This window comes from Roseibium sediminis (assembly GCF_008711325.1).
GTDB lineage: Bacteria > Pseudomonadota > Alphaproteobacteria > Rhizobiales > Stappiaceae > Roseibium > Roseibium sediminis.
This window is the reverse complement of the sequence record NZ_VXDB01000013.1, coordinates 124,237-147,776: the sequence shown is the minus strand read 5'-3', so window position 1 is coordinate 147,776 and position 23,540 is coordinate 124,237. Positions and strand designations below refer to the sequence as shown.

At 57.8% G+C, this 23,540-nt stretch carries 22 protein-coding genes and 1 tRNA gene; 10 read left to right on the top strand and 13 right to left on the bottom strand.

The genetic code is table 11. The features are described 5' to 3' along the window. Positions 1-89: 89 nt before the first annotated feature. Positions 90-179, bottom strand: a tRNA-Ser gene (locus F0155_RS14610). 393 nt (positions 180-572) lie between these two features. Here F0155_RS14610 and F0155_RS14605 point away from each other — a divergent pair. The 5 genes from F0155_RS14605 (at position 573) to pabB (ending at position 5,639) form a co-directional block, all read left to right on the top strand. After that, positions 573-896: a hypothetical protein gene (locus F0155_RS14605; RefSeq protein WP_150525264.1), complete on the top strand. Its 324-nt coding sequence runs from the start codon at positions 573-575 to the stop codon at positions 894-896. A 97-nt stretch (positions 897-993) separates the two neighbouring features. After that, a complete protein-coding gene (gene msrA, locus F0155_RS14600; protein ID WP_150525263.1) occupies positions 994-1,638 on the top strand; it encodes a peptide-methionine (S)-S-oxide reductase MsrA in 645 nt (214 codons plus the stop codon). 149 nt (positions 1,639-1,787) lie between these two features. Beyond that, a complete protein-coding gene (locus F0155_RS14595; RefSeq protein ID WP_150525262.1) occupies positions 1,788-2,120 on the top strand; it encodes a hypothetical protein in 333 nt (110 codons plus the stop codon). Beyond that, complete coding sequence (locus F0155_RS14590; protein WP_150525261.1) at positions 2,117-3,610, top strand: methyl-accepting chemotaxis protein; 1,494 nt, start codon at positions 2,117-2,119, stop codon at positions 3,608-3,610. The genes F0155_RS14595 and F0155_RS14590 overlap by 4 nt, the downstream gene beginning before the upstream one ends. Positions 3,611-3,824: 214 nt before the next feature. Then, on the top strand, positions 3,825-5,639 hold the full coding sequence (gene pabB, locus F0155_RS14585; RefSeq protein WP_150525260.1) for an aminodeoxychorismate synthase component I: 1,815 nt from the start codon (positions 3,825-3,827) through the stop codon (positions 5,637-5,639). 23 nt (positions 5,640-5,662) lie between these two features. On the opposite strand, the gene F0155_RS14580 is transcribed toward pabB, so the two are convergent. Further along, positions 5,663-6,313, bottom strand: a complete 651-nt coding sequence (locus F0155_RS14580; protein ID WP_150525259.1) for a nucleotidyltransferase family protein — start codon at positions 6,311-6,313, stop codon at positions 5,663-5,665. Positions 6,314-6,468: 155 nt separating this feature from the next. Here F0155_RS14580 and F0155_RS14575 point away from each other — a divergent pair, with 155 nt between their 5' ends. Together F0155_RS14575 and F0155_RS14570 are read left to right on the top strand one after the other, a co-directional pair. Beyond that, a complete protein-coding gene (locus tag F0155_RS14575; protein WP_150525258.1) occupies positions 6,469-7,497 on the top strand; it encodes an NAD(P)/FAD-dependent oxidoreductase in 1,029 nt (342 codons plus the stop codon). 76 nt (positions 7,498-7,573) lie between these two features. Continuing rightward, a complete protein-coding gene (locus tag F0155_RS14570; protein WP_150525257.1) occupies positions 7,574-7,924 on the top strand; it encodes a hypothetical protein in 351 nt (116 codons plus the stop codon). Positions 7,925-8,085: 161 nt separating this feature from the next. On the opposite strand, the gene pheT is transcribed toward F0155_RS14570, so the two are convergent. From pheT to F0155_RS14550, 4 genes are all read right to left on the bottom strand, one after another. Continuing rightward, positions 8,086-10,503, bottom strand: coding sequence for a phenylalanine--tRNA ligase subunit beta (gene pheT, locus F0155_RS14565; protein WP_150525256.1), 2,418 nt, complete (start codon positions 10,501-10,503; stop codon positions 8,086-8,088). A gap of 81 nt (positions 10,504-10,584) precedes the next feature. Further along, positions 10,585-11,238, bottom strand: a complete 654-nt coding sequence (locus tag F0155_RS14560; RefSeq protein WP_150525255.1) for a phenylalanyl-tRNA synthetase subunit alpha — start codon at positions 11,236-11,238, stop codon at positions 10,585-10,587. 35 nt (positions 11,239-11,273) lie between these two features. Continuing rightward, a complete protein-coding gene (gene pheS, locus F0155_RS14555; RefSeq protein WP_150525254.1) occupies positions 11,274-12,356 on the bottom strand; it encodes a phenylalanine--tRNA ligase subunit alpha in 1,083 nt (360 codons plus the stop codon). A 293-nt stretch (positions 12,357-12,649) separates the two neighbouring features. Then, positions 12,650-13,591, bottom strand: coding sequence for a LysR substrate-binding domain-containing protein (locus F0155_RS14550; protein WP_150525253.1), 942 nt, complete (start codon positions 13,589-13,591; stop codon positions 12,650-12,652). 126 nt (positions 13,592-13,717) lie between these two features. Here F0155_RS14550 and F0155_RS23600 point away from each other — a divergent pair, with 126 nt between their 5' ends. Continuing rightward, the gene (locus F0155_RS23600; protein WP_192913819.1) at positions 13,718-13,855 is read left to right on the top strand and encodes a hypothetical protein; all 138 of its coding nucleotides are present in this window, start codon (positions 13,718-13,720) and stop codon (positions 13,853-13,855) included. Positions 13,856-13,973: 118 nt separating this feature from the next. Here the strand turns inward: F0155_RS23600 and F0155_RS23935 are convergent, their stop codons facing one another. From F0155_RS23935 to F0155_RS14530, 4 genes are all read right to left on the bottom strand, one after another. After that, positions 13,974-14,552: a PhnA domain-containing protein gene (locus tag F0155_RS23935; RefSeq protein ID WP_150525252.1), complete on the bottom strand. Its 579-nt coding sequence runs from the start codon at positions 14,550-14,552 to the stop codon at positions 13,974-13,976. Positions 14,553-14,602: 50 nt separating this feature from the next. Continuing rightward, positions 14,603-16,408: a translation elongation factor 4 gene (gene lepA / locus F0155_RS14540; RefSeq protein WP_150525251.1), complete on the bottom strand. Its 1,806-nt coding sequence runs from the start codon at positions 16,406-16,408 to the stop codon at positions 14,603-14,605. A 79-nt stretch (positions 16,409-16,487) separates the two neighbouring features. Beyond that, positions 16,488-17,591 (bottom strand): penicillin-insensitive murein endopeptidase, encoded by a 1,104-nt coding sequence (gene mepA, locus F0155_RS14535; protein WP_244303519.1) that lies wholly within the window; start codon positions 17,589-17,591, stop codon positions 16,488-16,490. Positions 17,592-17,608: 17 nt separating this feature from the next. Next, entirely contained in the window at positions 17,609-18,694 is a 1,086-nt protein-coding gene (locus tag F0155_RS14530; RefSeq protein ID WP_150525250.1) for a patatin-like phospholipase family protein, read from the bottom strand. Positions 18,695-18,983: 289 nt separating this feature from the next. Here F0155_RS14530 and F0155_RS14525 point away from each other — a divergent pair, with 289 nt between their 5' ends. Further along, positions 18,984-20,030, top strand: coding sequence for a M42 family metallopeptidase (locus F0155_RS14525; protein WP_150525249.1), 1,047 nt, complete (start codon positions 18,984-18,986; stop codon positions 20,028-20,030). A 52-nt stretch (positions 20,031-20,082) separates the two neighbouring features. On the opposite strand, the gene prfH is transcribed toward F0155_RS14525, so the two are convergent. From prfH to F0155_RS14510, 3 genes are all read right to left on the bottom strand, one after another. Then, positions 20,083-20,736 carry a peptide chain release factor H gene (prfH, locus tag F0155_RS14520; RefSeq protein ID WP_150525248.1) on the bottom strand — a complete coding sequence of 218 codons (654 nt, stop codon included), beginning with the start codon at positions 20,734-20,736 and terminating at the stop codon, positions 20,083-20,085. Further along, a complete protein-coding gene (locus tag F0155_RS14515) occupies positions 20,733-21,920 on the bottom strand; it encodes an RNA ligase RtcB family protein (RefSeq protein ID WP_150525247.1) in 1,188 nt (395 codons plus the stop codon). Before F0155_RS14515 ends, prfH begins: the two co-directional genes overlap by 4 nt. A gap of 257 nt (positions 21,921-22,177) precedes the next feature. After that, positions 22,178-22,543, bottom strand: a complete 366-nt coding sequence (locus F0155_RS14510) for a winged helix-turn-helix transcriptional regulator (protein WP_150525246.1) — start codon at positions 22,541-22,543, stop codon at positions 22,178-22,180. A gap of 66 nt (positions 22,544-22,609) precedes the next feature. Here F0155_RS14510 and F0155_RS14505 point away from each other — a divergent pair, with 66 nt between their 5' ends. After that, positions 22,610-23,503 carry a DMT family transporter gene (locus F0155_RS14505; protein WP_208999286.1) on the top strand — a complete coding sequence of 298 codons (894 nt, stop codon included), beginning with the start codon at positions 22,610-22,612 and terminating at the stop codon, positions 23,501-23,503. The last annotated feature ends 37 nt before the right edge of the window (positions 23,504-23,540 follow it).

Sequence of the window (23,540 nt, the reverse complement as noted above, 5' to 3'; positions counted from 1 at the left end):
GAAATGCAATTCAATTGATGGGCTGAGTGATGGGCTGAAAACCTACCCGATAAAAATATCTCGAAAATACAATGGCTTGAAAAAGAAAATGGCGGACAGAGAGGGATTCGAACCCTCGATACGGTTGCCCGTATACACGCGTTCCAGGCGTGCGCCTTCAGCCACTCGGCCACCTGTCCGTTGAGGCAAAAAGCTTGCCTGCGAGGCCCGCAATATACTCAGGAAAGGTTGGAGTGCAATAGCAACATCATGTTTTTTCAGTTGCGTGGATAAGTTTTCTGCCAGTGCCGAAAACTTCGGCTGAATTCCGTCGAAATCAGCGCGTCAACCACACGCAGGTCTGACGGAATTTTGAATTTTGACTCGCTGGTAAAACGTTAATTTCTGAGTCATAACTCCACTCTGGCCTTTGCAGGTTATTGAAAGCTGTCATCTGCATCTTACGTAGAAGTTCTTCTTCTTGGTCGCTTCGCTTGGGAGGTCAGAGAGTTTCAAGCGGCCGTGAAGCGAGTTGGCTGGTCAGTTCAGATTGAGGTGTCTAAGTACGGACGTTGGTCCGGGAGTAGAGAGTTATGTCGGTAATCAGATTTCTTTTTCGCTCTGGTGGTTATTTCTTCCTGGCAACTGCTGTTATTGCGCTGATCGCAGATGGCAGTTACTCGATCGCCCAGTCTGACTTGATGGCTCGGCCATTCGGCCAGATATGGTTCAGCTACTCTCCCGAAACACTCAATCTTGCTCAGGCTGTCATTCAAAGACATGTCAGCCCGGTTCTCTGGGATCCGATCGTTCAAACCCTGCTGACCTGGCCTGTCTGGGCCGTGACCGGTCCGCTGGCGCTGATCCTGCTCTGGAGCACTGCGCCGCGCCGGACCTCTCGCCCGGTTTGCGCCTGATCCTTCTTTAGGCTGATCGCCTCTTCAAAGCTTGTCACGGCAAACGCAATCTTCCTAAGATGACCCGATGTTTTCAGGTCTCGCGGAGAGGTTGCGCATGTCGTTCATGACGATGCTGAGCAGGAAGTTCGAATTACCGTCACCGAGCGAGGCGCTGCCGGGTCGATTAGAACCTGCAGTCCCCTCTGAAAAGCATGCCTTTCTGGACCGCCCGCTTGCGGAGCCTGTTCCGGCTGGGGGCAACTGGGTGGTGTTGGGCATGGGCAGCTTCTGGGCTGCAGAGCCCCTGTTCTGGGGGTTGCCGGGCGTGCTCATGACTGCAGCCGGTTTTTCCGGCGGTCACACGCCCAACCCGACCTATAACGAAGTCGGCACGGGGCGAACAGGTCATGCGGAAGTGGTGCGTGTCATATATGATCCAGCCCGCTTGTCACTGCGCGCTATTTTGAAAATATTCTGGGAGAAGCACAACCCGACGCAGGGCATGCGGCAGGGAAATGATGTGGGCACCCAGTTCAGGTCCGTGATCCACGTTGCCGATGAGGCGGGTGTTGCAGTCGCGGAAGAGACGCGGCAAGCCTATCAGGACGCTCTGATACAGGCAGGTATAAAGTCGACGATAACGACGGTAATTGCAGCGCGCGACGACTTCTATTTTGCCAATGATTATCACCAGCAATATGCCCTGCGGAATGGGGGGACGGGTAAGATCCTGAAGGGTGTTGGTGTGTTATTTGAGTAGTTGCGTATAAATTATGATAATTATTTTGTATTTAAGATATAAAGCGCCGTATAAAATGACAGTAATTATAAATATATTGTTGTTTATTCTTCATTTCAGGAAGTATTAAGCATAATGATCGAGCCTGTATTCGAAATCGGACAGGCTACATGGCAAATCAAAAACGATCGACTTTATTGGTGCTGGGGTACTTTGCCTTTGCAGGGGTGATGGTTGCGGTCGCACCGCTGTTCCCGCCGCAACACGGGCAGGTCGCCGTTATTCAGGGGCCGTGGAACACGGTCCCGGCTGAAGCCGTCATAGCGCGGGCAGGTGGCAGCATCCTGTCATCCTCCGGCAACGGTCGTATCGCCATTACCCAATCAACAGATCAGGACTTCATTCGGCGTCTTTATGACGAGGGAGCCGGATTTGTTTCGTCTGCGCTGGCTGCTCAGGCATGCATCAGGCTAATCGGCATCACGGGAAAGACTGACAGATGAGTGAAGTGCAAAATACGGAATCGTCCAGTGTTGACCAGCTTAGAAAAGCCTTGTCGCTCTATCTGATTTACCTGATTTGGGCCAATACCCTTCTGGTGATCGCGACTGCCTGGATCGTCGGACATGTATCTGTCCCGATTTTCGCCGGAAGTGCACTTGTCTTGGCGGCTGTTGCAACAGCGACCTGGATGCGGCTTGGAATCCGAAGTGAGACGAGGATGATAAGCGGGATCACGTTGGCTGCACTGGTCTCCCTTTTTGTCGGTGCCCTGTCTACGCCCGATCAGGCAAACTCACTGCAGCTTGATGGTCACATGTATTTCTTCGTGGTCTTTGCAGTTCTGGCTGGTTGGGTCGACTGGCGACCACTGGTTGCCTATGCGGCCTTCGTGGCTCTGCATCATCTGGTCCTGAATTTTGTCTATCCGACCCTGGTATTCCCGAACGGAGCCGACCTGTCCCGGGTTGTGTTCCATGCAGTCGTGGTGGCCGCCCAATTGGGCGCGCTCAGTCTTGCTGTGACACGGCTTGGCGCGTTGATGACCAAGAACGATCAGGCCAAGGAAAACCTTGAGGAAGCGCATCGCAAATCGCTTGCACTGCAGGATGTTGAAGCCCAATCCCGAAAGAAGCAACAGGAGCAGCAAAAGCGGGTCGGCGAGGCAATCGATGCATTTCGGTCTGAAATCGAAGGCCGTCTGGACGCGGTATTTGCGCAAGTGTCGGAAATGCGCAACGCCTCCAGCGATCTAGGAGACGTTGCGGACCTTACTTCCGGACAGGTTCGTCAAGCCTCGCAGGCCTCCGAGCTTGCATCTGCCAATTCCAGTGCCGTGGCTTCCGCTGCAGAGGAACTGTCTCAGGCAATCAACGATGTCTACGGTCAGGTAGGGCAGGCAAAGGATATCGTTGTCACGGCGGCCAGGGGTGCAGAGAAGAGCAACGAAAAGGTTGGCGGGCTAGCAGAGGCCGCCAACCGTATTGGTGAGGTGGTTACCCTTATTCAGGCAATTGCCGAACAGACCAATCTTCTGGCTCTCAATGCAACGATCGAAGCAGCGCGCGCCGGAGAAGCGGGCAAGGGTTTTGCCGTCGTGGCTGCAGAGGTCAAGGATCTCGCCATGCAGACCTCCAAGGCAACAGAGGAAATCGGGTCCCAGATCTCTGCCATTCAGGAGGAAACACGAGAGGTCGTGGACGCCATTGTCTCCATTTCCACCACGATGGAAGAGGTTAGTACCTGCACGAACAAGATCGCGGATTCGATCGAACAGCAGAACGAACTCAATGTGCAGATCACCAGAAATCTCGGTGACACGGTATCCGGTTCGGCTCGCGTCAACGAGAGCATCAACGCTGTTTCCAACGCGATACATCGGACGACAAGTTCAGCCCAGACGGTCTCCAATGCTGCAGAGTTTCTGGAGCGGGAGGCTGGCGAGATGCGCCGGTCAATCGAAGCGTTCCTCACGCAAGTCAAGGCAGCCTGACAAGCACCAACCCGCACACAAGAGCCCCGCGCCCCGCGATCCCGCGCCCGTGTCCTCCAAACATGTGTGCGGGATCGCCCATTCGTGAGCACTGAAACCTTGACCCAAGGTCGCATGGGTGCCATTTGCCGACCCTGAAGTGACAGAACCGGTTCGCAACTGCTGGCTTTCTGTTGCCTGAATGGCGTCGGTGAAGAGATTGAGCGCAACTTGCATGGCTGAAAGGGAGCTGCTTCCGGGCACCGTTCTGTTGGTCGATGCCCTTGAGGCTCGCACAGCAGAACTTTTCGAAGCTCCCCTCCGCATCATTACCTGTCATGACCTCAAAGAGGTGCCTGCAGCCCTGGACGCCGTCGATGCGGCACGGGCGTCGGGTGCTCATGTCGCCGGATATCTCGCCTATGAGCTTGGCTATGCGTTCGAGCCGAAGCTTGCGGATGTCTGGTCGGGAAATGGCGATCCGCTTCTTTGGTTCGGTGTTTATGACCGCGTGACGACGATAAGCTTGCCGGAAGCGCGAAGCCTTTTGCGCGGCTGTTCACAGGACCAACAATCGTCTGTGGGGTTGACCGGTTTTGACATGACGCGCCAGCAGTACGAGGCAGCTTTCGCAAAAGTGCAGGGCCATCTCGCCAAGGGAGAGATTTACCAGGTCAACCTCACGATCCGGGGCAAGATCTCTCACGGGAACAATCCCGAACGCCTTTTTCTCGATCTGCTTCAGCGTCAGCCTGTTGCTCATGCCGCCTTCGTGAAAACGCAAGATCGGGCGATCCTGTCCGTGTCGCCGGAGCTCTTTCTGGAGCGCAGCGGCAAGATGCTAGTGACACGCCCCATGAAAGGCACAGCGGGACGCGGGCGGACGAATGCCGAGGATCGCGCCATCGCCCGTGCACTCTCGACAGACCCCAAGCAGCGTGCGGAAAACACGATGATTGTGGATCTGATGCGCAATGACCTCTCGCGCATCTGCGAACCGGGATCGGTCAAGGTGAGAAGCCTTTGCGAGGTGGAACGCTATCGCACGGTTCACCAGATGACCTCGACAATCGAGGGCGTGTTGGAAGAGGGAGTCCACTTCCCGAAGATCATTGAGCGGTTGTTCCCCTGTGGCTCGATCACGGGCGCTCCCAAGCTCAGCGCGATGCAGATCGCCCGTCGTCTGGAAACTTCGCCGCGCGGTGTCTACACCGGCTCCATCGGCGCAATGAAGCCAAGCGGCGACTTTCGCTTCAATGTGGCGATCAGAACGCTTGATCTGAAGACCGACGGCACCGGTGTTGCGGGAACAGGGTCGGGCGTCGTGTTTGATTCCGGTGCAGGGCCGGAGTTCGACGAATGTGCGCTGAAACTGAAATTCCTCTCTGCCGACATGCCGGAAGTGCAGTTGATCGAGACACTGCTCTACCGACCTGATGAAGGCCTCGCTCTGCTGGAGCGCCATATGGCACGCCTGCAAGCTTCGGCCGATTACTTTGGCTATCCTGTTGAGGAAAAGGACGTTCGCGAACAATTGCGCGTGCATGTCAGCGAGGCAACCGGCCCTCGTCGTGTGCGGCTGCTGCTTGATGCAGATGGCGGCGTGAACATCACGTCGGTTCCGCTCACCGAGGACCAGTCTCCTGCACTTTGGAAAGTCTGCATCGCGGACCAAAATGTGTCCTCATCCGATCCCTATCTCTTCCACAAGACCACCGTGCGACAGTTCTACGACAGGACGCGGGAGAAAATGGCAGGCGAGTTCGGCTGTCAGGAGGTCCTGTTCCTGAACGAAAACGGCCATGTCACGGAAGGCAGTTTTACAAACGTGTTTATTGAGCGCGACGGTCGTCTTTTGACGCCGGCGCTGGAGCATGGGCTTTTGCCGGGAACCTTCCGGGAAGCGCTCCTCGACAATCGTTTGGCGTTTGAGGCTGATCTCACCTTGAGGGATCTGGAAACAGCCGATGCCCTCTATGTCGGGAATTCGGTGCGTGGTCTTGTTCGGGCAGAACTGATAGCGACCAAGGCTCTTAAAGCGGCGTCCTGACGACGAGCAGGAATCCAGACATCCTAGGCCTCAGGCCACGACTCTACTGTCAATTCGGGCCAAATCGCCTTCATCCTTGCGCCTTTTTCATCGTATGTCTGCTTGTTGTCGGTCACGGCATTCGGAACAAGACGCATGGCAAACAGATTTGTCAGCCCGAATGGCGCATGGAGCTCTATGGCGTCTTCGGCTCCAAATCTCGCTGCGACTGCATGTGTCTTGGCAGCATATGTGACCAGACTGGACAATGTGCAGTCGAGAGGCTGGTAAGTCCGGCCAAAGCGCTTTTCATACCACAGATGCACCCGCGCCTGATTGCGGGTCTCGATCTTTGACGCCAGATGCGGCAGGGCCTGCTCCACCTTGCGGATCACCAAATCCTCAGCCTCATAAGAGAGGTCCGCGCCATCGAAATAAACGATGTCATAGTCCTTCAGCCCATGGTCGCGAGGGCAGCCGGTGATCACATTCCACGTCGTCTGGTAGATGGCTCCGGAAACCAGCCAGCAGTCAGGAAGGGCAAGCTGCTTTATCGACGTCAGGATGTCCATCAGAACCGGAACCGAGCGGATGATGTGCCGCAGGGCATCTGCACGCTCGTCCTCGCTTGCCCGATAAGGATCAGCAAGGCGCGCCCAATCGTAAACGGCAGAATCGGCTCGTGCGGCTAGCATGCTTTACCCCCTGTTTGTTCTTTGGACGTTAGCTGATTCACTCGTGACAACAAAGGGCCTGTGGTTTTGGATTTCATGGCTCGTTCATGGCCGTTCCACGACCGGGCATGATAGATCTTTGGAATGAACTGGAAAAAGCGAAGCGAGAAACCTGAATGAGGGCAGTGGTCGTTGGAAGCGGCATTTGCGGGGCTTCGATCGCCTTCGAATTGGCCAAAGCAGGTCATGAAGTCGTTGTTGTAGAGGAATTAAATGGCCCGGCCGGTGGGGTGACATCCAGCGCAATGGGTTGGATAAACGCCGCCATCGGAGTGGAGCCTGAAGAAAACCCGGCCCTTTACGCACTCAGGCAGGAAGCCTTGGAGGCTCACTACCAATGGGGTCGAGACTTTGGGGGAGATTGGCCTTTCCGACAGACTGCCTCGTTGATTTGGGAAAAGACAGCTGACGAAACGGAGTGCTTCTTTCAAAAGCACAATCAAGCGGGTGCTGCAATTCGCCGTGTCGGAGCTGGCGAATTGAAACGCAAGATACCTCGTCTTCGAGATGTACCTGAATATGCAGCCTTGCTGGAAAGGGACGGGGTGCTTGATACGGTGGCGGCGACGGAGTTGTTGTTAAAACTTGCCGGGAGTTTTGGGTGTCAGGCCCTCTTCAATACGAAAATAATCGGGATTTTGGAGGAGAACGGAAGGGTGTCGGGCGTGCGGACGCGAGATCTTACTCTCAAGGCGGACGCCCTTGTTCTTGCCAACGGCACCAGAATGAAACCGTTGCTTGCCCCCCTTGGCATTGAGGACCCGGTTGATGTGTCTCCAGCTGCTCTTGTTCGGCTCGAGAAAGTTCTGGGTTTCTCGTTAGAGGAAATCATCTGCGCACCAAACGTCGAGGTGCGCCAGCTGCAGGACGGTAGATTGCAGGTGGCCGAAGATGCCGTGGGGTTGAACGAGGCCGCTGTTGCTTCGAAGGCCAAAGCAGGTCTGCTGGCAACGTTCAATGATCTTGAGGGCCGTTTGGATATTGAATCGGTCCGGATCTCCGGACGCCCAATGCCACGGACCCATTGGCCTATGACACACAGGGCTGCCGGGTTCGACAACCTATGGACATTTGTCCTTCATCCGGGCGTAATATTAGCCCCACTTGCGGCTCGCAGGCTGGCAAGTGAAATTGGTTTCCTTTAACTCCCTCTCTGGGGACAGTGCTCTTGATCCCACCCATTTCCGGTCCATATGATCGAGAATAATGATTGGAGTTCCCATGTCCCGTTTTTTCACACGCGATTATTTTATCCATGGCGTCAAGCGCATGGTACTCGCCGTCGTGGTTCTTGTGGCTGTCTTGGGCAGTCTAGTCCCCACAAGCGCCGAGGCGCGGCCTGATACGCGGTCCATGAGTTGCGAGCAGGCTAGGGACTTTGTGAAGAAAAAGGGATCGGCGGTGATGAATACCGGGCCGAATACCTATGATCGCTTCGTTGCCAGCCGTCAGTTCTGTGTCAGCCAGAAGCAGTTTCTGATCCGTGCCTTTGTGCCGACCAAGGACAACAAAAGTTGCCACATCGGCTATACCTGTCAGGAAGAACGGCCGATTTTTGGTGGCGGATTTTGAATGAAAAAACCCCGGATATTGTCCGGGGCTTTCGTGTTTTTAAAGCTGGAGCGCTGCGTCTAGAGCGCGTCTCGTTTTTACTGAATGACTCGACGCGCTCTAAATACTTGATTTGCGTGTTTCCTAACGGCGAACAGGTGTCCATATCGCCTGGAAACGCTTTAGCCGCGCAGGGTTCCACCCGTTGCCTTCTCGACTGACGCAATGATCTTCTTCGAAACCGCGTCAATATCTTCCTCTGTGAGGGTCTTCTTGACCGGCTGCAGCAACACGTCGATTGCCAGCGATTTCTGGCTCCCATCCACGCCCTTGCCCTTGTAGACGTCAAACAGGGTCACGTCCTTGACGAGGGCCTTGTCTGCTCCACGAGCTGCCTTCAGCAGTGTTTCCGCATCCACGTCGTCATTGACGACAAAGGCAAAGTCGCGGCGTACCGGCATCAGGTCCGAAGACTGCAGCTGGCCCTTTGAACGGGTTGCCTTGTTTTTCGGCTGCGGCAGGGCATCCAGATAGATCTCGAACGCAACAACAGGGCCGTCCACGTCGAGAGCCTTGAGAGTGCGCGGATGAACCTCCCCGAAGACGGCCAGCGTGTTCTTCGGGCCAAGCTTCAACGCGCCGGAGCGGCCGGGATGGAAATAGTCCGGGGCGTCGCGGTAAACCTGCAGCTTGTCGACAGGCGCGCCGATGGCGGCCAGTGCGGCTTCTGCATCGGCCTTGGCATCGAACACCGACACTGCGTCAGCAGAGCCTGCCCAATGGCGTCCAGAGCCTTCGTGAGCCGCGCTGCCACGACGCACCCCTGCTGCCACCATCTTCTGATCTTCCGGCTTGTCGCCGAGGAACACCTGTCCGACCTCAAAAAGGGCCGCATCCGGGAAGCCGCGGTCTGCATTGCGCTGGGCGGCTGTCAAAAGCCCGGCAAGAAGCGTCGGGCGCATGTCCGACATGTCCGAGGAAATCGGGTTTGCCAGCACAAGCGCGTCTGCTCCACCACCGAACAGGACGGCCTGATCGTGTGAGATGAAGGACCAGGTGACGGCCTCGTTCATGCCGCGAGACGCCAGGGAGCGGCGGGCGCGGGAACGACGGATCTGCCCCGGTGTCAGCACCTGAGCGGTCACCGTATCGGTCCGCGGCAGCGGCGTTGACGGAACACGGTCGAGACCGAGGATGCGGACGATCTCTTCCACCAGATCGGCCTTGCCCTCGATGTCCGGGCGCCAGCTTGGCGGGGCAACCTTGACGGTGTCGCCGGAGCCGGTGATCCAGAAGCCGAGAGACTTCAGCACAAGGTTCATCTCGGGAACCGGAGCATCGATACCGGACAGCCGCTTCACTTCCGCATAAGGGAAATCGATGATGCGGCTCGTGTCCGGCACTTCCCCGGCCTGCGTGATCTGCGAGGCTTCGCCGCCGCACAGGTCGACAACGAGCTTCGTCGCAGCTTCCAGTCCCGGCAGCATGTAGTTTGGATCAACACCGCGCTCGAAACGATAACGGGCATCCGTGTTCACGCCGAGCTTGCGACCCGTTGCGGCAATGCCGTTCTCGTCCCAAAGAGCAGATTCGATCAGTACGTTGGTTGTCTCGTCCGTGCAGCCTGAAATCTCGCCGCCCAGAATGCCGCCGAGGCTCTCAACCGCATTGTCATCGGCAATCACGCACATGGTCTCATCGACCGTGTAGGTCTTGCCATTGAGGCCCTCGATGGTCTCGCCAGCATGGCCGCGCCGCACGACGAGGTCACCGGCAACCTTATCGGCATCAAACACATGCAGCGGCCGACCCTGATCGAAGGTCATGTAGTTGGTGATGTCGACCAGCGTATTGATGGGGCGAAGACCGATGGCAACCAGACGGTCCTGCATCCATTTCGGGGATGGACCATTCTTGACACCCTTGACCAGCCGAAGGCCGAAGGCCTTGCAAAGCGCAGGCGTGTCGCCGAAATCCAGACGAACATTGGTCGGGCAAGGGAACGTGCCACGGGTCTGGTTGTGCGGGCGTTCCTTGAGCTTGCCGAGACCGGCAGCCGCCAGATCACGCGCAATACCATAGACGCCGGTACAATCCGGGCGGTTGGGGGTCAGTCCGATTTCGATGATCGGATCGTCAAGGCCCATCCACTTGGCATAGCTTTCGCCAACCGGAGCGTCTTCCGGCAGATCGATGATGCCATCATGCTCTTCTGAAAGCTCCAGCTCCCGCTCCGAGCACATCATGCCGAAGCTTTCCACGTCGCGGATTTTGCCGACAGAGAGAGTGACATCAAGGCCGGGCACATAGTCGCCGGGGCGACCGAGAACACCGACAAGCCCCTTGCGGGCATTCGGTGCGCCGCACACAATCTGCAACAGCTCTCCGTCGCCTGCATCCACTTTCAGAACGCGCAGGCGGTCGGCGTTCGGATGCTGTTCGGCATCGACGACCTTGGCAATCCGGAAGGGCTTCAGGCGGTCGGCGCGATTGGTGACTTCCTCGACTTCAAGGCCGATCATGGTCAGTTTTTCGACGATCTCGTCGAGGCTTGCATCGGTCTCAAGGTGGTCCTTGAGCCAGGACAAGGTGAATTTCATCGGTTCAGCTCTTTTCGTGTCCTAGGGCTGCGGCGGCTTTGTCAGCCTTCCTGCCAGCCTGAATTTCGGTTCAGCTCGCGGTCAGTTGCCGCTAAATCGTTCCATGTCCGGCAGGGTCGAGGCCTCGGCATAGTTCTGCGCAAAACGCCGACCGATTTCCGACATTTCGATGGTCCAGCTCTGCACCAGCTCCGGGGTAATCTGGCGGCCTGTCGAAATCGCCTGTGCCGCTTCGGTCTCGATCCGGTCACGCAGCATGCCCAGTTCGATCTGCGCCGCATATTCGGCGCGATACTTGCCGAGCCAGCCAATGGCGACCACGACGATCATCACAAAAAGAGCCGCCGAACTTGCAAGGCTGGCCCATTTCGCCGTGCCACCGATCCGGCGGTCGCTGGCAACCAGAACCATGGAACAGATCGTCAGAAAGGCGACGATATAGATCGCGGACAGGAAGCTCTTGTATTTCTCGGCGGCGGCCTCTTCGTGAGAGGCACGCAGGCCGGTGATGCGGTCGCGAAGATACAGCAGGGCATCAGCCTGTGTGCCCAGCTTTTCGCGGAAGTACTCGCCACAGAACCGCAGGCGTCCCCGGTTCTCGATCTTGTCGGCACAGGCCTCCATGAAGGAAGTCGGTGTTGCGACACGGGTGTCCTGATCGGCGGTCTGCGCAAGTGCTGCAGAGGCCATGAAGGTCAACAGCAGGGTTGCAATCAATCTGGATAGAAGCGGCATGGAAAAAGGTCTTCTTCGAATTGGAAACGCGGCGATCACGAGGACAGGCCGCCGAACAGGGTCGGAAGATCAAGCGGGCGGAAGCCGTAGTGCTGGACCCAGCGCACGTCCGCATCAAAGAAGTCACGCAGGTCCGGCATGCCGTATTTCAGCATGGCGATGCGGTCGATGCCCATGCCCCACGCAAAGCCCTGATACTCGTCTGGATCGAGGCCGCAATTGCGGATGACGTTCGGATGAACCATGCCGCAGCCAAGAATTTCCAGCCAGTCGCTGCCTTCGCCGATCTTCACTTCGCCGCCAGAACGATCGCACTGAATATCGACCTCCATGGACGGTTCCGTGAAGGGGAAGAAGGACGGGCGGAAGCGCATCTTGATGTTGTCGACCTCGAAGAAGGCCTTGCAGAATTCTTCCAGGATCCACTTCAGGTGACCGAAATGCGATCCCTTGTCGATCACAAGCCCTTCGACCTGATGGAACATTGGTGTATGGGTCTGGTCACTGTCGCAACGATAGGTCCGGCCCGGAATGATCACGCGGGTCGGCGGCTGCTGGCTGCGCATCGTGCGGATCTGCACCGGCGACGTATGGGTGCGAAGCAGCAGACGTTCGCCGTCTTCCTTGGGGTTGAAGAAGAACGTGTCGTGCATCTCGCGCGCCGGGTGGCCTTCGGGGAAGTTGAGCGCGGTGAAGTTTAGTTCATCGGTCTCAATGTCCGGCCCTTCGGCAACGGAAAAGCCCATGTCGGCGAAGATCGCCGTCAGTTCGTCGATCACCTGGCTGACCGGGTGAATGCGGCCCGTTTCCACAGGGGAAGCACGCAGCGGCAAGGTAACATCGACGGTCTCGCTCTGCAGGCGGGCCTCAAGGGCGGATTCCTCAAGAACGGTCTTGCGAGCGGCAATGGCGTCGGTGACGTCGGACTTCAGCGCGTTGAGGGCAGGACCCATGGTCTTGCGCCCTTCCGGGCTCATCTTGCCGAGTGTTTTCATCTGCTCGGAAATGCTGCCCTTCTTGCCGAGTGCGGAGACACGGATCTCTTCAAGAGCGGCTTCGGTTCCGGCGCCTTCAATCGCAGCCAGAAGTTCGGATTTGAGAGTGTCTAGTTGGGACATGCGGTCTTCGTGCGTCCTGTCGCGAATGATCGCGTTTGGTGTCAAACGGGAGTGGTTCGGTGTTTTATCAGAAAAATGTACATCCGCTACTCTCTCGCGCATCTGATTTGCGCGAAGATGTCGAGGATGTGAAAGGGCTCAGCGTATAAATCGTCCGCAGGCAGGGCCCTGCAGTTCGACAAGACGGATCTGCCGCGCAGGATTTGCGCGTTCAAGGGCAGTATTGTCGTGGCGACCCAAAGTGTTCATGCCGCGCACTCTACAAAGACGGTCGGGAAAGGCAAGCCCTGCCTTTATCCGATCTTCGGGATCTGAGCGGGGTCTACAACCACATCGCTGCCTTTCTGGCGGCCAATCGACTCCTGCAGTTCTTCCTTGAGCCATTTGGAGAAGGCGCGCTTGGCATTTGTCTGCGGTGCTGTGGAACCAGTGATCAGCCAGTAGAACAGGCCTGTCGCAGGGCGGTCGGGGAATGGCGAAATCAGCTGGCCGGTCTTCACCGCATAAACAGCAAGGGTTTCCCACGCAAGAAAGACCCCTTGGCCGGCAATGGCTGCATCCAGACACAGAGCGCCGTCAGAATAGGATGGACCGTCCTCCGGCAAGGTGACCTCTAGCCCGAAGTGACCGAACCAGGTCTTCCAGTCGTTGTTCTGATCCTGATCCTGAATGATGGGCAGCTTGCAGATATCGGCCGGCGTGCGGATATGTTTGGCAAGAGCGGGGCTGCAAACCGGGAACACACGCTGGCTCAGGAGCTTCTCCGCCCGAAGGCCGGGATAGGGACCCCGTCCCACACGGATGCAAAGATCGATGTCGCTGGTGTTTGGATCGACCAGCTTGTTGGTGGCCTCAACGCGAACCCGTACATCCGGATTGGCCTTGTTGAAGGTCTTCAGGTGCCAGACCAGCCACTTGCCCGCAAAGACCGGCGCGACGGAGATCGTCAAGGCATCTTCGCGTCCACGCCGGGTAACGGCGACCGCTGTCGACAGCGATGACATGGCCGAGGTGAGGTGCGGCTGCATGGCCTTCAAATGCGGGGTGGGAACAAGGGCACGATTTTGCCGCTCGAACAGCGTTACCCCCAATTGGGCTTCTGTCTTTTGCAGTTGCTGGCTCACGGCGCCCATGGTTACGCCAAGCTCTTCGGCAGCCGCCTTGAGGCTTCCAAGGCGCCCGACAGCCTCAACGGCACGCAGGCCGGAAAGATGGATGCGATTGAGATCATTCATTTTAGAAAAACTAAAGCAAAAAACAGAAGAAGTCGATTTTAATTCGCGAAAAAGCTCCTATTTTAAGAGCATAGCTAAATCCATACGGGGTTTGGCAACGCAAGAAAAATAAAAGGAATGAAACTCATGATGAAACTGTTCACACGCTATATGGGCTCTCCCACCCGCTTCCAGTCTTACGACCGGACCGATCCGATGTCTCATCCGATGGTTCAGCGCATGACCCAGCGCGAACTGGCAGATCTGCCGCTCAATCGGCGATAAGGTAAGACTTCGTCCCGAACGGACGTGATCATTTTGATCTGAAAAATGAAAACGGCGCCAGATGATCTGAGCGCCGTTTTGTGTTTCTTGCCTTGTGTCAGGAGGCCGCCGGTTGAGGTCAGGCCTTCTTAACGAACTCGGTCAGGATCACAATTCGCTGGTCGTTGACGCGTCCCTCAATCTGTCCGGCATTGTCCGGCACCAGAGCGATATTGCGAACCGCAGTGCCCCGCTTGGCCGTAAAGTTCGCGCCCTTGACCTTGAGGTCCTTGATCAGGGTCACGGTGTCTCCGGCAGACAGAACCGCGCCGTGAGTATCCTTGTGGATGACAGTGTCGCCGTTCGTTCCTGCCGCCATGCCGGCTTTTGCCCAGGCAAGCGTTTCATCGTCGAGATAAATCATCTCCAGCAATTCACGCGCCCAGGCTTCGTCGCCCATGCGGGACAAAAGCCGCCAAGCGGTAACTTGAACAGCTGGTACCTGGCTCCAGGCGCTTTCATTCAGGCAACGCAGATGGCTGGCATCGGGGTCCGAAGTCGCGCTGATCTGGTCACCGCAGGTCTCGCAAACCAGAACCGAAGTCGCTGCCGTGCCATCCGCGTCCGGTCCGACTGCCAAGGTCGAAAGCGTCTCTGTAGCACCGCACAGCTCGCACTTCCCGTCCGCACGGGTCTGCAGTTCGCGATCAATGCTCATGCCGAGGTCCTGTTTTCCGATGATCAGGTCGAGACCGTTCGTGCCCGGCCTTAATCATCCATCTTGAGGGCCTGAATGAAGGCCTCCTGCGGAATCTCGACCTTGCCGAACTGGCGCATCTTCTTCTTGCCCGCCTTCTGCTTTTCCAGAAGCTTGCGCTTACGTGTGGCGTCACCGCCGTAACATTTTGCGGTCACGTCCTTGCGCAGGGCCGACAGGGTTTCGCGGGCAATCACCTTGCCACCGATAGCTGCCTGAATCGGGATCTTGAACATGTGGCGCGGGATTAGCTCTTTCAGCTTCTCCACCATGGCGCGGCCACGACGTTCCGCCTGTGACTTGTGAACCAGAACGGACAAGGCATCGACCGGCTCTTCGTTCACGAGGATCGACATCTTAACGAGGTCGCCTTCGCGATAGTCGGAAATCTGGTAGTCGAACGAGGCGTAGCCCTTGGAAATCGACTTCAGCCGGTCATAGAAATCGAACACGACTTCGTTGAGCGGCAAGTCATAGGTCACCATCGCGCGGGAGCCGACATAGGCCAGATCGATCTGCAGGCCACGTCGCTCCTGGCACAGTTTCAGGATGCCGCCGAGAAACTCATCCGGGGTCATGATGTTGGCGCGAATCCACGGCTCGCGGATCTCGCGGATCTTCACGATGTCCGGCATGTCGGCCGGATTGTGCAGTTCCATCTCGGTCCCGTCGGTCAAGGTCATCTGGTAGACCACGGACGGAGCTGTTGCGATCAGATCAAGATCGAATTCGCGGGACAGGCGCTCCTGAACGATTTCCAGGTGAAGCAGCCCAAGGAAGCCACAGCGGAAGCCGAAACCGAGCGCGGCTGAGGTTTCCATCTCGAAGGAGAAGCTGGCGTCGTTGAGGCGCAGCTTGCCCATGGCAGCGCGCAGGTCCTCAAAGTCGTTGGCATCGACCGGGAAGAGACCGCAGAACACCACCGGCTGGGCAGGCTTGAAGCCCGGCAGCGCTTCTACGTTCGTGGCTCTGTCGAGGGTGATCGTGTCACCGACGCGGGTGTCCGCCACTTCCTTGATGGAGGCGGTGATCACGCCGATCTCGCCAGCGCGCAGCTCGTCCACCTGAAGGAACTTCGGCGTCATCACGCCCACACGATCGATGTCGTAGACCGCACCGGTGCCCATCATCTTCACGCGTTGGCCGCGCTTGAGGGAACCATCGATCATGCGGACCATGACCATCACGCCGAGATAGGTGTCGTACCAGCTGTCGACCAGCATCGCCTTCAACGTGCCGGTCGGGTTGCCCTGCGGGGGCGGCAATTGCTTGACGATCGCTTCCAGAACCGTGTCGACACCCAAACCGGTCTTGGCCGAGATCATGCAGGCTTGTGACGTGTCGATGCCGATCACATCCTCGATCTGTTCCTTGATCCGGTCAGGTTCAGCTGCCGGAAGGTCGATCTTGTTGAGAACGGTGACGATCTCGTGGTCGTTGTCGATCGCCTGATAAACGTTGGCAAGCGTCTGTGCTTCCACGCCCTGCGAAGCATCGACCACCAGAAGGGAGCCTTCGCAAGCGGCAAGGGAGCGCGACACTTCATAGGCAAAGTCAACGTGGCCCGGGGTGTCGATCAGGTTCAGGATGTACTGCTGTCCATCCTGTGCGTTGTAGATCAGCCGGACGGTCTGCGCCTTGATGGTGATCCCACGCTCTTTCTCGATATCCATGGAATCGAGAACCTGCTCGGTCATTTCCCGATCAGTCAGCGTTCCGGTCATCTGGATGAGCCGGTCGGCAAGGGTCGACTTTCCGTGGTCGATATGGGCCACGATGGAGAAGTTGCGGATGTTGGAAATCGGTTCGCTCGTCATGGCGCCCGTTTACCACTGCATTTGCGTTTCGCCTAGTGGAATGAGCGCGATATGAAGCCGAAATCCTGCAACTTTTTCCTTATTGTTGCGCCTCTGCCTGAAGGACAGCCCGGCAATCGTTGGGCAGCGCCGACAACTGCATCGGTCGCTTCTTCGTTACGACCGGCTTCTTGTTCGGGTCTTTGGGCTTTTTCGGCACCCAGGGTTCATCGGAAAGCCAGTAGGCAAGGTCCTCGCCACAACCATCGCCCGGTGGGGGTGGGTTCTGGTTCTGGCAACCGACACTGCCTGGCGGGCAGGAAAGCCGGACATGGAAATGATAGTGATGGCCCCACCAGGACCGGACTTTCCGCAGCCAGGTTCTGTCAGGTCCGCGTTCGAACTCGCACAGAGCCTTCTTGATGGTCGGATTGACGAAAATGCGGGCAACCCGCCGATCCTGAGCCGCCCGGCGGATCAGCCGCGCATGCGCGTCCGTCCACTTGGTCGGGTCAACGCTGCGATCAGCGCCCGCCACATCAAGCGGCCCCTTGAGCATGGAGATGGCAGAGATTTCCTCGCGCTCCTGTGGGCTCAAGCGTCGGTTCGGCATTTCTCGCAACCAGATATCAGCATCAAGGCCAATCTGGTGACTGGCATGGCCGGTCAGCATGGGCCCGCCGCGGGGCTGCGCAAGATCGCCCACCATCAAGCCGTTCCACCCCAGTCCGGGCGCATCGGCAGCCAGATCCTGCAGAAAGTTGATCAACTCCGGATGGCCCCAGTTCCGGTTCCGCGACAGGCGCATGACCTGCCATGTGGAACCGTCAATCGGTAGCGCTGCGCCTCCTGCTAGACAGCCCTTTGCATAGGAGCCAATGGCGCGGGATTTCAGGTTGGCCGGCCGGGCTGCCGCGCCGAAATAGTCCTTGGCAGCCCCGTCTCCCCGCAGCGCGATCCGCGTGACGGGAAGCTCTGCCTTGTAGCCTTCCGGAACAGCCGCCTTTCGCATCGGAATCGGGACCGCTGCCGTATCGGATACAGGAACGACAAGGCCGGGCATGATGGTGCTTGTGGGCACGGAAAGCGCACCCGGCTTTGGTTGCGGCACGGGAAGCCCTTGTGCTGCTGCGGCCCCTGCAGCCAGCAGGCCAACAAGGGTGGCAGCAGCAATCCGACAGCGGCTGGCGAGTGTCTTGGTCACGATGATGCAGGCCTTCCTCAGGCAGCGTTTACAAGTGACCCAGAGTGAGGTGATCCGTTGTCCGAATGCAAGTTCGCAATCAGCATGTCGACGATTTCATCCAGAAGAACCGTATTGTCACGGATGATCTTGTCAGCCGCACCGTTCAAGAGGATCAGGTTGCCGGGGCGGGCATTGTCCAGCGCTTCCGCTTCCGCCGGAATGTCGCCGTTCAGGCGTATGTAGCGGGTGCACCCCATTTCGCAGAACAGGTGCTCTGCCTGATAGCTTGCTGTCTGGCTTTGGCCATCCGCGAAAATCGACAAAAGCGGCACGCCTTTGGCAATTTGCATCCAGCCCAGCGAACCCCAGTTGATGGCTTCTTCATAAGGGAACGGCTTTTCCGGGGCATGGCCCGTGCCGAGCGAGAGGACGACGATGTCTTCCGCATCCCAGCCCAGCTTGCGCGCTTCCAGATAGGCTGCAATAGCCGGATCATTCATGAAAACGCCGCCGTCGATCAGCGCTTCATCCTGCTTGCGGGAGAGGTTTTCCACCCGGGCCGGCTCGAAATAGGAAGGGGCTGCGGTTGTCGCCCGCACCGCCTGCCAGAAATAATAGTCATCCGCCCGGCTGCCATTGCTTTCCAGACCGTTGGTCATGAACACGGCCCGTCGGCGTTCGATGTCATAGGCTGTCAGCACCAGATGCGTCAGCGCGCTGGCCATGGACGTCCAGCCAAACTTGTCCTTGAGCATCCGCTCAAGCGGGCGGGCATCATATGTCTCGTCGAAAAGGCCAAACGGATTGATGACCATGCGCGAAAGTCGTTTGCCGAGGGATTGCGAGAAGATTTCCCGCGAGTCCCGCTCATAGAAGTCTCGAAGATCGGACAAGGTCGCGGCAGCTTCCCCCTTCGCCCCGCCGGGTTTGGGAGCAGCAAGGGCCGCGGTGATCAGGCCGCCCGTGGATGTGCCGCACATCAGGTCGAACACACGGTGCATGGGGACGGAAACCCCCCGATGCGCCAAACGGCTTTCAATGGATTCCAGAATGCGAACCGGAATAAGACCGCGCACGCCGCCGCCATCAATGGACAAAACAAACTTTTTCTTTTTCGCCATGACCGTTCCCCGATATTTTTGGCTGAAGCACCCACAGATATGGGGCACTTGCTGACATAAGGGTAGTTTTGCAGATGAATTGCGACGCGCTCAAGGCACGTCTTTGGGACTTTTGGCGAGGTTTCCAAACATGATTTGAATCGGGTTAAAAAATCCCGGATGTTTCGTGCCAACAACCTGCGCGAACCGGTCGATGGAGCCCAATCCGCCCGTTGCAGAAGCAGGAGAGCTCGGATACCAGTAGGCATCGGCTCACTGCCGGTGAGCAACAACAAAGGCAGTTCATTTCATGAATATTGATCTCCTGCGCCGCCTGTGCGAGACGCCGGGTGTTCCGGGCCATGAACACCGTGTTCGCGATCTCATCAAGAGCGAAATCGAGGGCCTGTTCGATACGGTCGAAATCGATCCGATGGGATCCCTTCTGTGCAAGCGCGCCCCGCGCAAGGCACCTGCCAAGGGTGCTGCACCCCAGAAAATCATGCTTCTTTGCCATATGGACGAGATCGGCTTTCTCGTTTCCCATGTGAATGACAAGGGCTTTGTCCACGTCCAGCCAGTCGGCGGTTTCGACGCGCGCAACCTTTTCTCGCGCCGTGTTCTGGTTTCCACTGACGACGGCGACTTCAAGGGTGTCATGAACCCCGGTGGCAAGCCGATCCACATCTCTTCGCCGGAAGAGCGCAAGAAGGTGCCGGAGCCGAAGGACTTCATCATCGACATGGGACTTGGCGAGAAGACCAAGGACATCGTCAAGATCGGTGACATGGTCACCATGGATGAGCCGCTGATCGAAATCGGCGACAAAATCGTCTCGAAGGCTCTCGACAACCGGATCGCCTGCTGGCTTGGCATCGAGGCAATTCGTGCGCTCGGAAAAGCCGAACACACGTCCGAAATCCACGTCGCCTTCACCTGTCAGGAAGAAGTTGGCCTTCGCGGTGCTCGCACTGCAGCGTTTGCTATCAAGCCGGACATCGGTCTTGGCATCGACGTGACATTGTCCTGTGACACACCGGGCGTTCCCGAAGAAGACCGCACCACGGTGCAGGGCGCAGGCTTTGGCCTTCATGTGAAGGATTCCAGCTTCATTGCGGACCGGGAGCTGGTGAAAGGTATCGAGGCTCTGGCCATTGCCGAAAAGATCCCCTACCAGCGCACCATGCTGGCAGCCGGCGGTCAGGACGGCGCAGCTGCCCAGCAGGCTGCTGCCGGGGCGAAGGCTGTCGGCATTGTCGTTGGCACCCGCTACATCCACACGGTCACCGAAATGATCCACAAGGACGACCTTCAGGCCGCTCTGGATATTCTGGCGGCCTATCTGAAGAAAAGCTGAGATCACCGCATATGAATTGAAAAGCCGCCCCGGTCGGGCGGCTTTTCCTCCTTCAGGCCTCGATGAACCTGTCGCCCTTGAACGACAGAACCGGGTTGCCCCTTTCAAGTCGCTTGTGCAGCAGGTTTTCCGAAGACTTCGACCGGGCTTCCGATGCCGCTCGCTCCAGAAACAGGCGATCCTGTAGCCGGGCCAGAGCCCGTTGCCGGTTCCGGTGCTGGGACCGTTCGTCTCGCGAAATGACCGAAAAGCCGGTAGGAAGATGGGTCAGACGAACCGCACTGTCCGTGGTGTTCTGGTGCTGACCGCCCGGACCACCTGCCCGAAAAGTCTCGTACTTCAGGTCGGCGGGGTGAAGTTCTTCCATACCCTCCTGTTCCTCCGCCAATTCGAACACGCCGACAAACCAGTTCTTGCGCTTGTGGTGGGGACGAAACGGGCTTGGAGACGTCCACTGGATGGTCCCGGTCCAGCGCCGCGCCAATTGGCAGGAGGCCAAACCGGTCAGGCGAACGATGGCGGAAGCCGGGTCCCGATCATCGTTCTCACCCGCCAGGGTAACCTCCACGCCAAGGTTCAGTACGGCCGCTTCCTTTCTCATGCGCTGGAGAACCAGCGACACCGCACGCCGACACTCCCGAGGGCCGTCACCGCTGCTAACCAGAAGCCGAACCGCATCAGCGGTCTCTTTGGAAAACTGCGTCATGTCCTTAGCCTCCGGTCCTTGTCGCGAGGTTTGGACTTGGGGCGTGACGCGTCCTCGCTGGTCGACTTCTTGTAGGTCAGAAGCGGCCTCAGCGTTGCGACGGGGTCGGCAAGTCCAAAACTTGCAAGATCGTCAATCACTTGCCGCGAGAGTTTGTAAGCCTGAGGAGCCTCCTCGATCAGCAGTTGCCGGTCCTCGCAGATGATGAAACCACCTGAAGCATTGCGGGTCAGGGCATCCCTGTCAGATCGGGTTTTTCCAGCCCGTCCGATCATGGAGCTGCGATCGTATTTGCGACCGGAACCATGAGCGAGGGACTGGAGTCCACTGGATACCTTTGCGCCCGGTTTCACCACATAGCTTGCCGTGTCGCGTGATCCGGCAATTGGAACAAGGCCGGTTTTGACTCGCGCCGCTCCTTTTCTGTGAAGGAGACGGCCCTCATGTTCTTCAACCAGATTATGTGGGACATCGGCGATCAGGTGTGCTTCGGCCTTGAGGGCAAAGGCGGCCCGCTCGGCGATGACCTGTCGGTTGAGCGCGGCCCAGCCAACGGCCTGATCATGCAGGGCAAGGTATCTTTCGGCCTCGCGCGATTGACGATCCAGCCCGTCAACATGCTCGATCACGGTGTCAAACACAGCTGGCCCAAAGGACCTGGAGCCGCTGTGAACCAGCAAAACCAGTTGCCCCTTGGAAAGGGAGGGGGCCGTCGCTAGATCTCCAGGGAGATCTTCAAAGACCTGAAGCTCGCAGAAATGATTGCCCCCGCCGATCGTGCCGAGTGCATGAGGATACAGGTCAGAAGGAAGGCCCACAGACAACAGGCGAGCAGCGGATGGACCAGTCCATTCGCCCTCAAGGTCACGTATTTTCTGGGCAGCCTTGTCGAGCCTGAGTTTTCTGACCTCAAGATCGAGCGCAAAGAGGCTCATGCCGCACCCAATGTCGTTGCCGATCAGATGCGGGTAAAGTCGGTCCGACAGGATGGCGCAGCCAACCGGGCCGAACTTGCCGGGATGCAGATCCGGAAAGGCTGCGACCGCATGAACGCCCCTGAGCCGGGCGACCTGTTCAAGCTGTTCTGTGGCCTTGCCTTCAATCCAGGACTTTTGGGAATAGAAGTGGTGAACCACCGCTGATGATGTTTCAGCGGATTGCCCACCCATATGGGAAGTGCCCATTTGGATAATCCATTTTCAATGGGAATAGGTCAGGCGCAAGAGATGTCTTGCCCTGTGACTGACCGTCTGCACCGCTAGCGCGGATTAGTTCGGAAGTGCTGCCCCTGCGGGCGAGCGGTGTGCGAAACGCATGTCCGTCCCCTTTGAAAATGAACTTCAGGAGTGGGTAGAAAACCGAATTCGGTTCGATACACAAGCACGAGCGATGCCTGTAGTCAGCATTGCTGGCTATGTGTGCCTTTCATGTCACGCCAGGTCTATTCGGGCTGAGCTTCCTGGTTTGAGGGCTCGCAGGCCAATTGTTCCGCCCATTTAGTTGACCAGTTTCCCAAGGGATGCAGTTTTGCAAAAAGGTCGCGACCAAGCGGTGTCAGTTCGTATCCGTGATCTCCGCGCCCGACAAAAAGACTGTCGCGCAATTCTCTTAGGCGCTTGTTGAGCACGGTGGGGGAGACCGATTCGCAGCGCGCCTGCAGGTCTCGAAAGGTCAACGGACCATCGGACAGTTGCCAAAGAATTCCGAGAGCCCAGCTTCGGCCCAATAGGTCGAAGAGGGCCATGATAGGCTTGCCGGACTTGGAGCCACGTACCGGGGAGCCGGGCTTTGGAGCCGATTTGGGCATAAGGTTCCTTGCTATCTTTTATGTAGCGATCTATTGCTACTCATATGATAGCAAATGGAGGCGCCCTTGTTTACTCTTTTCCCGGCACTGGCAGCCATTGGCGCCTCGGCAGGTTGGGCAACCGGTGCCGCCCTCGCTCAGTGGCCCGCCCGCCAATTGGGTGCTTTCGAATTCACCCGCGTCCAGCTGTTGTCCTGCGGCGCTATGTTGTGCGTCCTGTCGGCCCTGTTTGATCTCTGGCCGAGTGTCGACTGGTCGCATTGGCCGAATTTTGTCCTGTCTTCGTCCGTGGGAATTATCCTGGGCAATCTCGCCATGATCGAGTTGCTTCGTCAGGCAGGTCCCCGTCTGACCGAGTTGCTTCTGTGCCTGAAGGCCCCGATCGTCGCTGTGCTTGCGTTCGTCTGGTTTGGTGAGCTTTTGCAAGCAACACAGTTGTTTGGCGGGGCATTGGTGATTGCCGGTGTCATCTTGGCGATCGGGCGACATCAAGGCCAGGACGGACCGGTTCTTCAAAGCAGGAACAGCTTGGTGTGGATCGCCGTTCTGGGGATCTCGGCAGCCGCATTTCAGGGATTCGGCTTTCTGGCGGTCAAACCGGCGTTGGAAGCAGGAGCCGAACCTTTGGCAATCGGCGCAATCCGGCTGTCCATGGCAGCGGTTATGATCTCGCTGGTCGCGCTCTGGCCAGCTGCCCTGTTCCGCCCGGTCTCCATCGCCACGCCCTATCTCTTGATGCGTACGGTGATCCCGGGCGTCATCGGGTATGGGCTCTCAACGTCCTTGCTGCTCTATGCCTACGCCCATATGGAGGCTGGGGTCTCCATGGTTCTCGGCTCCCTGTCCCCGCTTCTGATCATCCCGGTTCTGTGGATTCGCGACAGGCAGCTGCCAAGAGCCAGCGGGGTGATCGGGGCCGCGGTAGCAGTGTTCGGGATTGCCCTGATTGCGCTGGCATAAAGTGCAAATGCAAAAAGGCCGGGCGCTGGGCCCGGCC

Excerpts from the sequence above, each read along its gene's own strand:
- F0155_RS14570 (WP_150525257.1), top strand. The coding sequence starts at position 7,574 with ATGTCCCGTTTTTTCACACGCGATTATTTTATCCATGGCGTCAAGCGC.
- msrA (WP_150525263.1), top strand. The coding sequence starts at position 994 with ATGTCGTTCATGACGATGCTGAGCAGGAAGTTCGAATTACCGTCACCG.
- pabB (WP_150525260.1), top strand. The coding sequence starts at position 3,825 with ATGGCTGAAAGGGAGCTGCTTCCGGGCACCGTTCTGTTGGTCGATGCC.
- prfH (WP_150525248.1), bottom strand. The coding sequence starts at position 20,736 with ATGACGCAGTTTTCCAAAGAGACCGCTGATGCGGTTCGGCTTCTGGTT.
- F0155_RS23935 (WP_150525252.1), bottom strand. The coding sequence starts at position 14,552 with ATGAGCATTGATCGCGAACTGCAGACCCGTGCGGACGGGAAGTGCGAG.
- F0155_RS14510 (WP_150525246.1), bottom strand. The coding sequence starts at position 22,543 with ATGCCCAAATCGGCTCCAAAGCCCGGCTCCCCGGTACGTGGCTCCAAG.
- F0155_RS14580 (WP_150525259.1), bottom strand. The coding sequence starts at position 6,313 with ATGCTAGCCGCACGAGCCGATTCTGCCGTTTACGATTGGGCGCGCCTT.
- F0155_RS14515 (WP_150525247.1), bottom strand. The coding sequence starts at position 21,920 with ATGGGCACTTCCCATATGGGTGGGCAATCCGCTGAAACATCATCAGCG.
- F0155_RS23600 (WP_192913819.1), top strand. The coding sequence starts at position 13,718 with ATGATGAAACTGTTCACACGCTATATGGGCTCTCCCACCCGCTTCCAG.
- F0155_RS14550 (WP_150525253.1), bottom strand. The coding sequence starts at position 13,591 with ATGAATGATCTCAATCGCATCCATCTTTCCGGCCTGCGTGCCGTTGAG.
- lepA (WP_150525251.1), bottom strand. The coding sequence starts at position 16,408 with ATGACGAGCGAACCGATTTCCAACATCCGCAACTTCTCCATCGTGGCC.
- F0155_RS14560 (WP_150525255.1), bottom strand. The coding sequence starts at position 11,238 with ATGCCGCTTCTATCCAGATTGATTGCAACCCTGCTGTTGACCTTCATG.
- pheT (WP_150525256.1), bottom strand. The coding sequence starts at position 10,503 with ATGAAATTCACCTTGTCCTGGCTCAAGGACCACCTTGAGACCGATGCA.
- F0155_RS14605 (WP_150525264.1), top strand. The coding sequence starts at position 573 with ATGTCGGTAATCAGATTTCTTTTTCGCTCTGGTGGTTATTTCTTCCTG.
- F0155_RS14530 (WP_150525250.1), bottom strand. The coding sequence starts at position 18,694 with ATGGCGAAAAAGAAAAAGTTTGTTTTGTCCATTGATGGCGGCGGCGTG.
- F0155_RS14525 (WP_150525249.1), top strand. The coding sequence starts at position 18,984 with ATGAATATTGATCTCCTGCGCCGCCTGTGCGAGACGCCGGGTGTTCCG.
- F0155_RS14575 (WP_150525258.1), top strand. The coding sequence starts at position 6,469 with ATGAGGGCAGTGGTCGTTGGAAGCGGCATTTGCGGGGCTTCGATCGCC.
- F0155_RS14595 (WP_150525262.1), top strand. The coding sequence starts at position 1,788 with ATGGCAAATCAAAAACGATCGACTTTATTGGTGCTGGGGTACTTTGCC.
- pheS (WP_150525254.1), bottom strand. The coding sequence starts at position 12,356 with ATGTCCCAACTAGACACTCTCAAATCCGAACTTCTGGCTGCGATTGAA.
- F0155_RS14590 (WP_150525261.1), top strand. The coding sequence starts at position 2,117 with ATGAGTGAAGTGCAAAATACGGAATCGTCCAGTGTTGACCAGCTTAGA.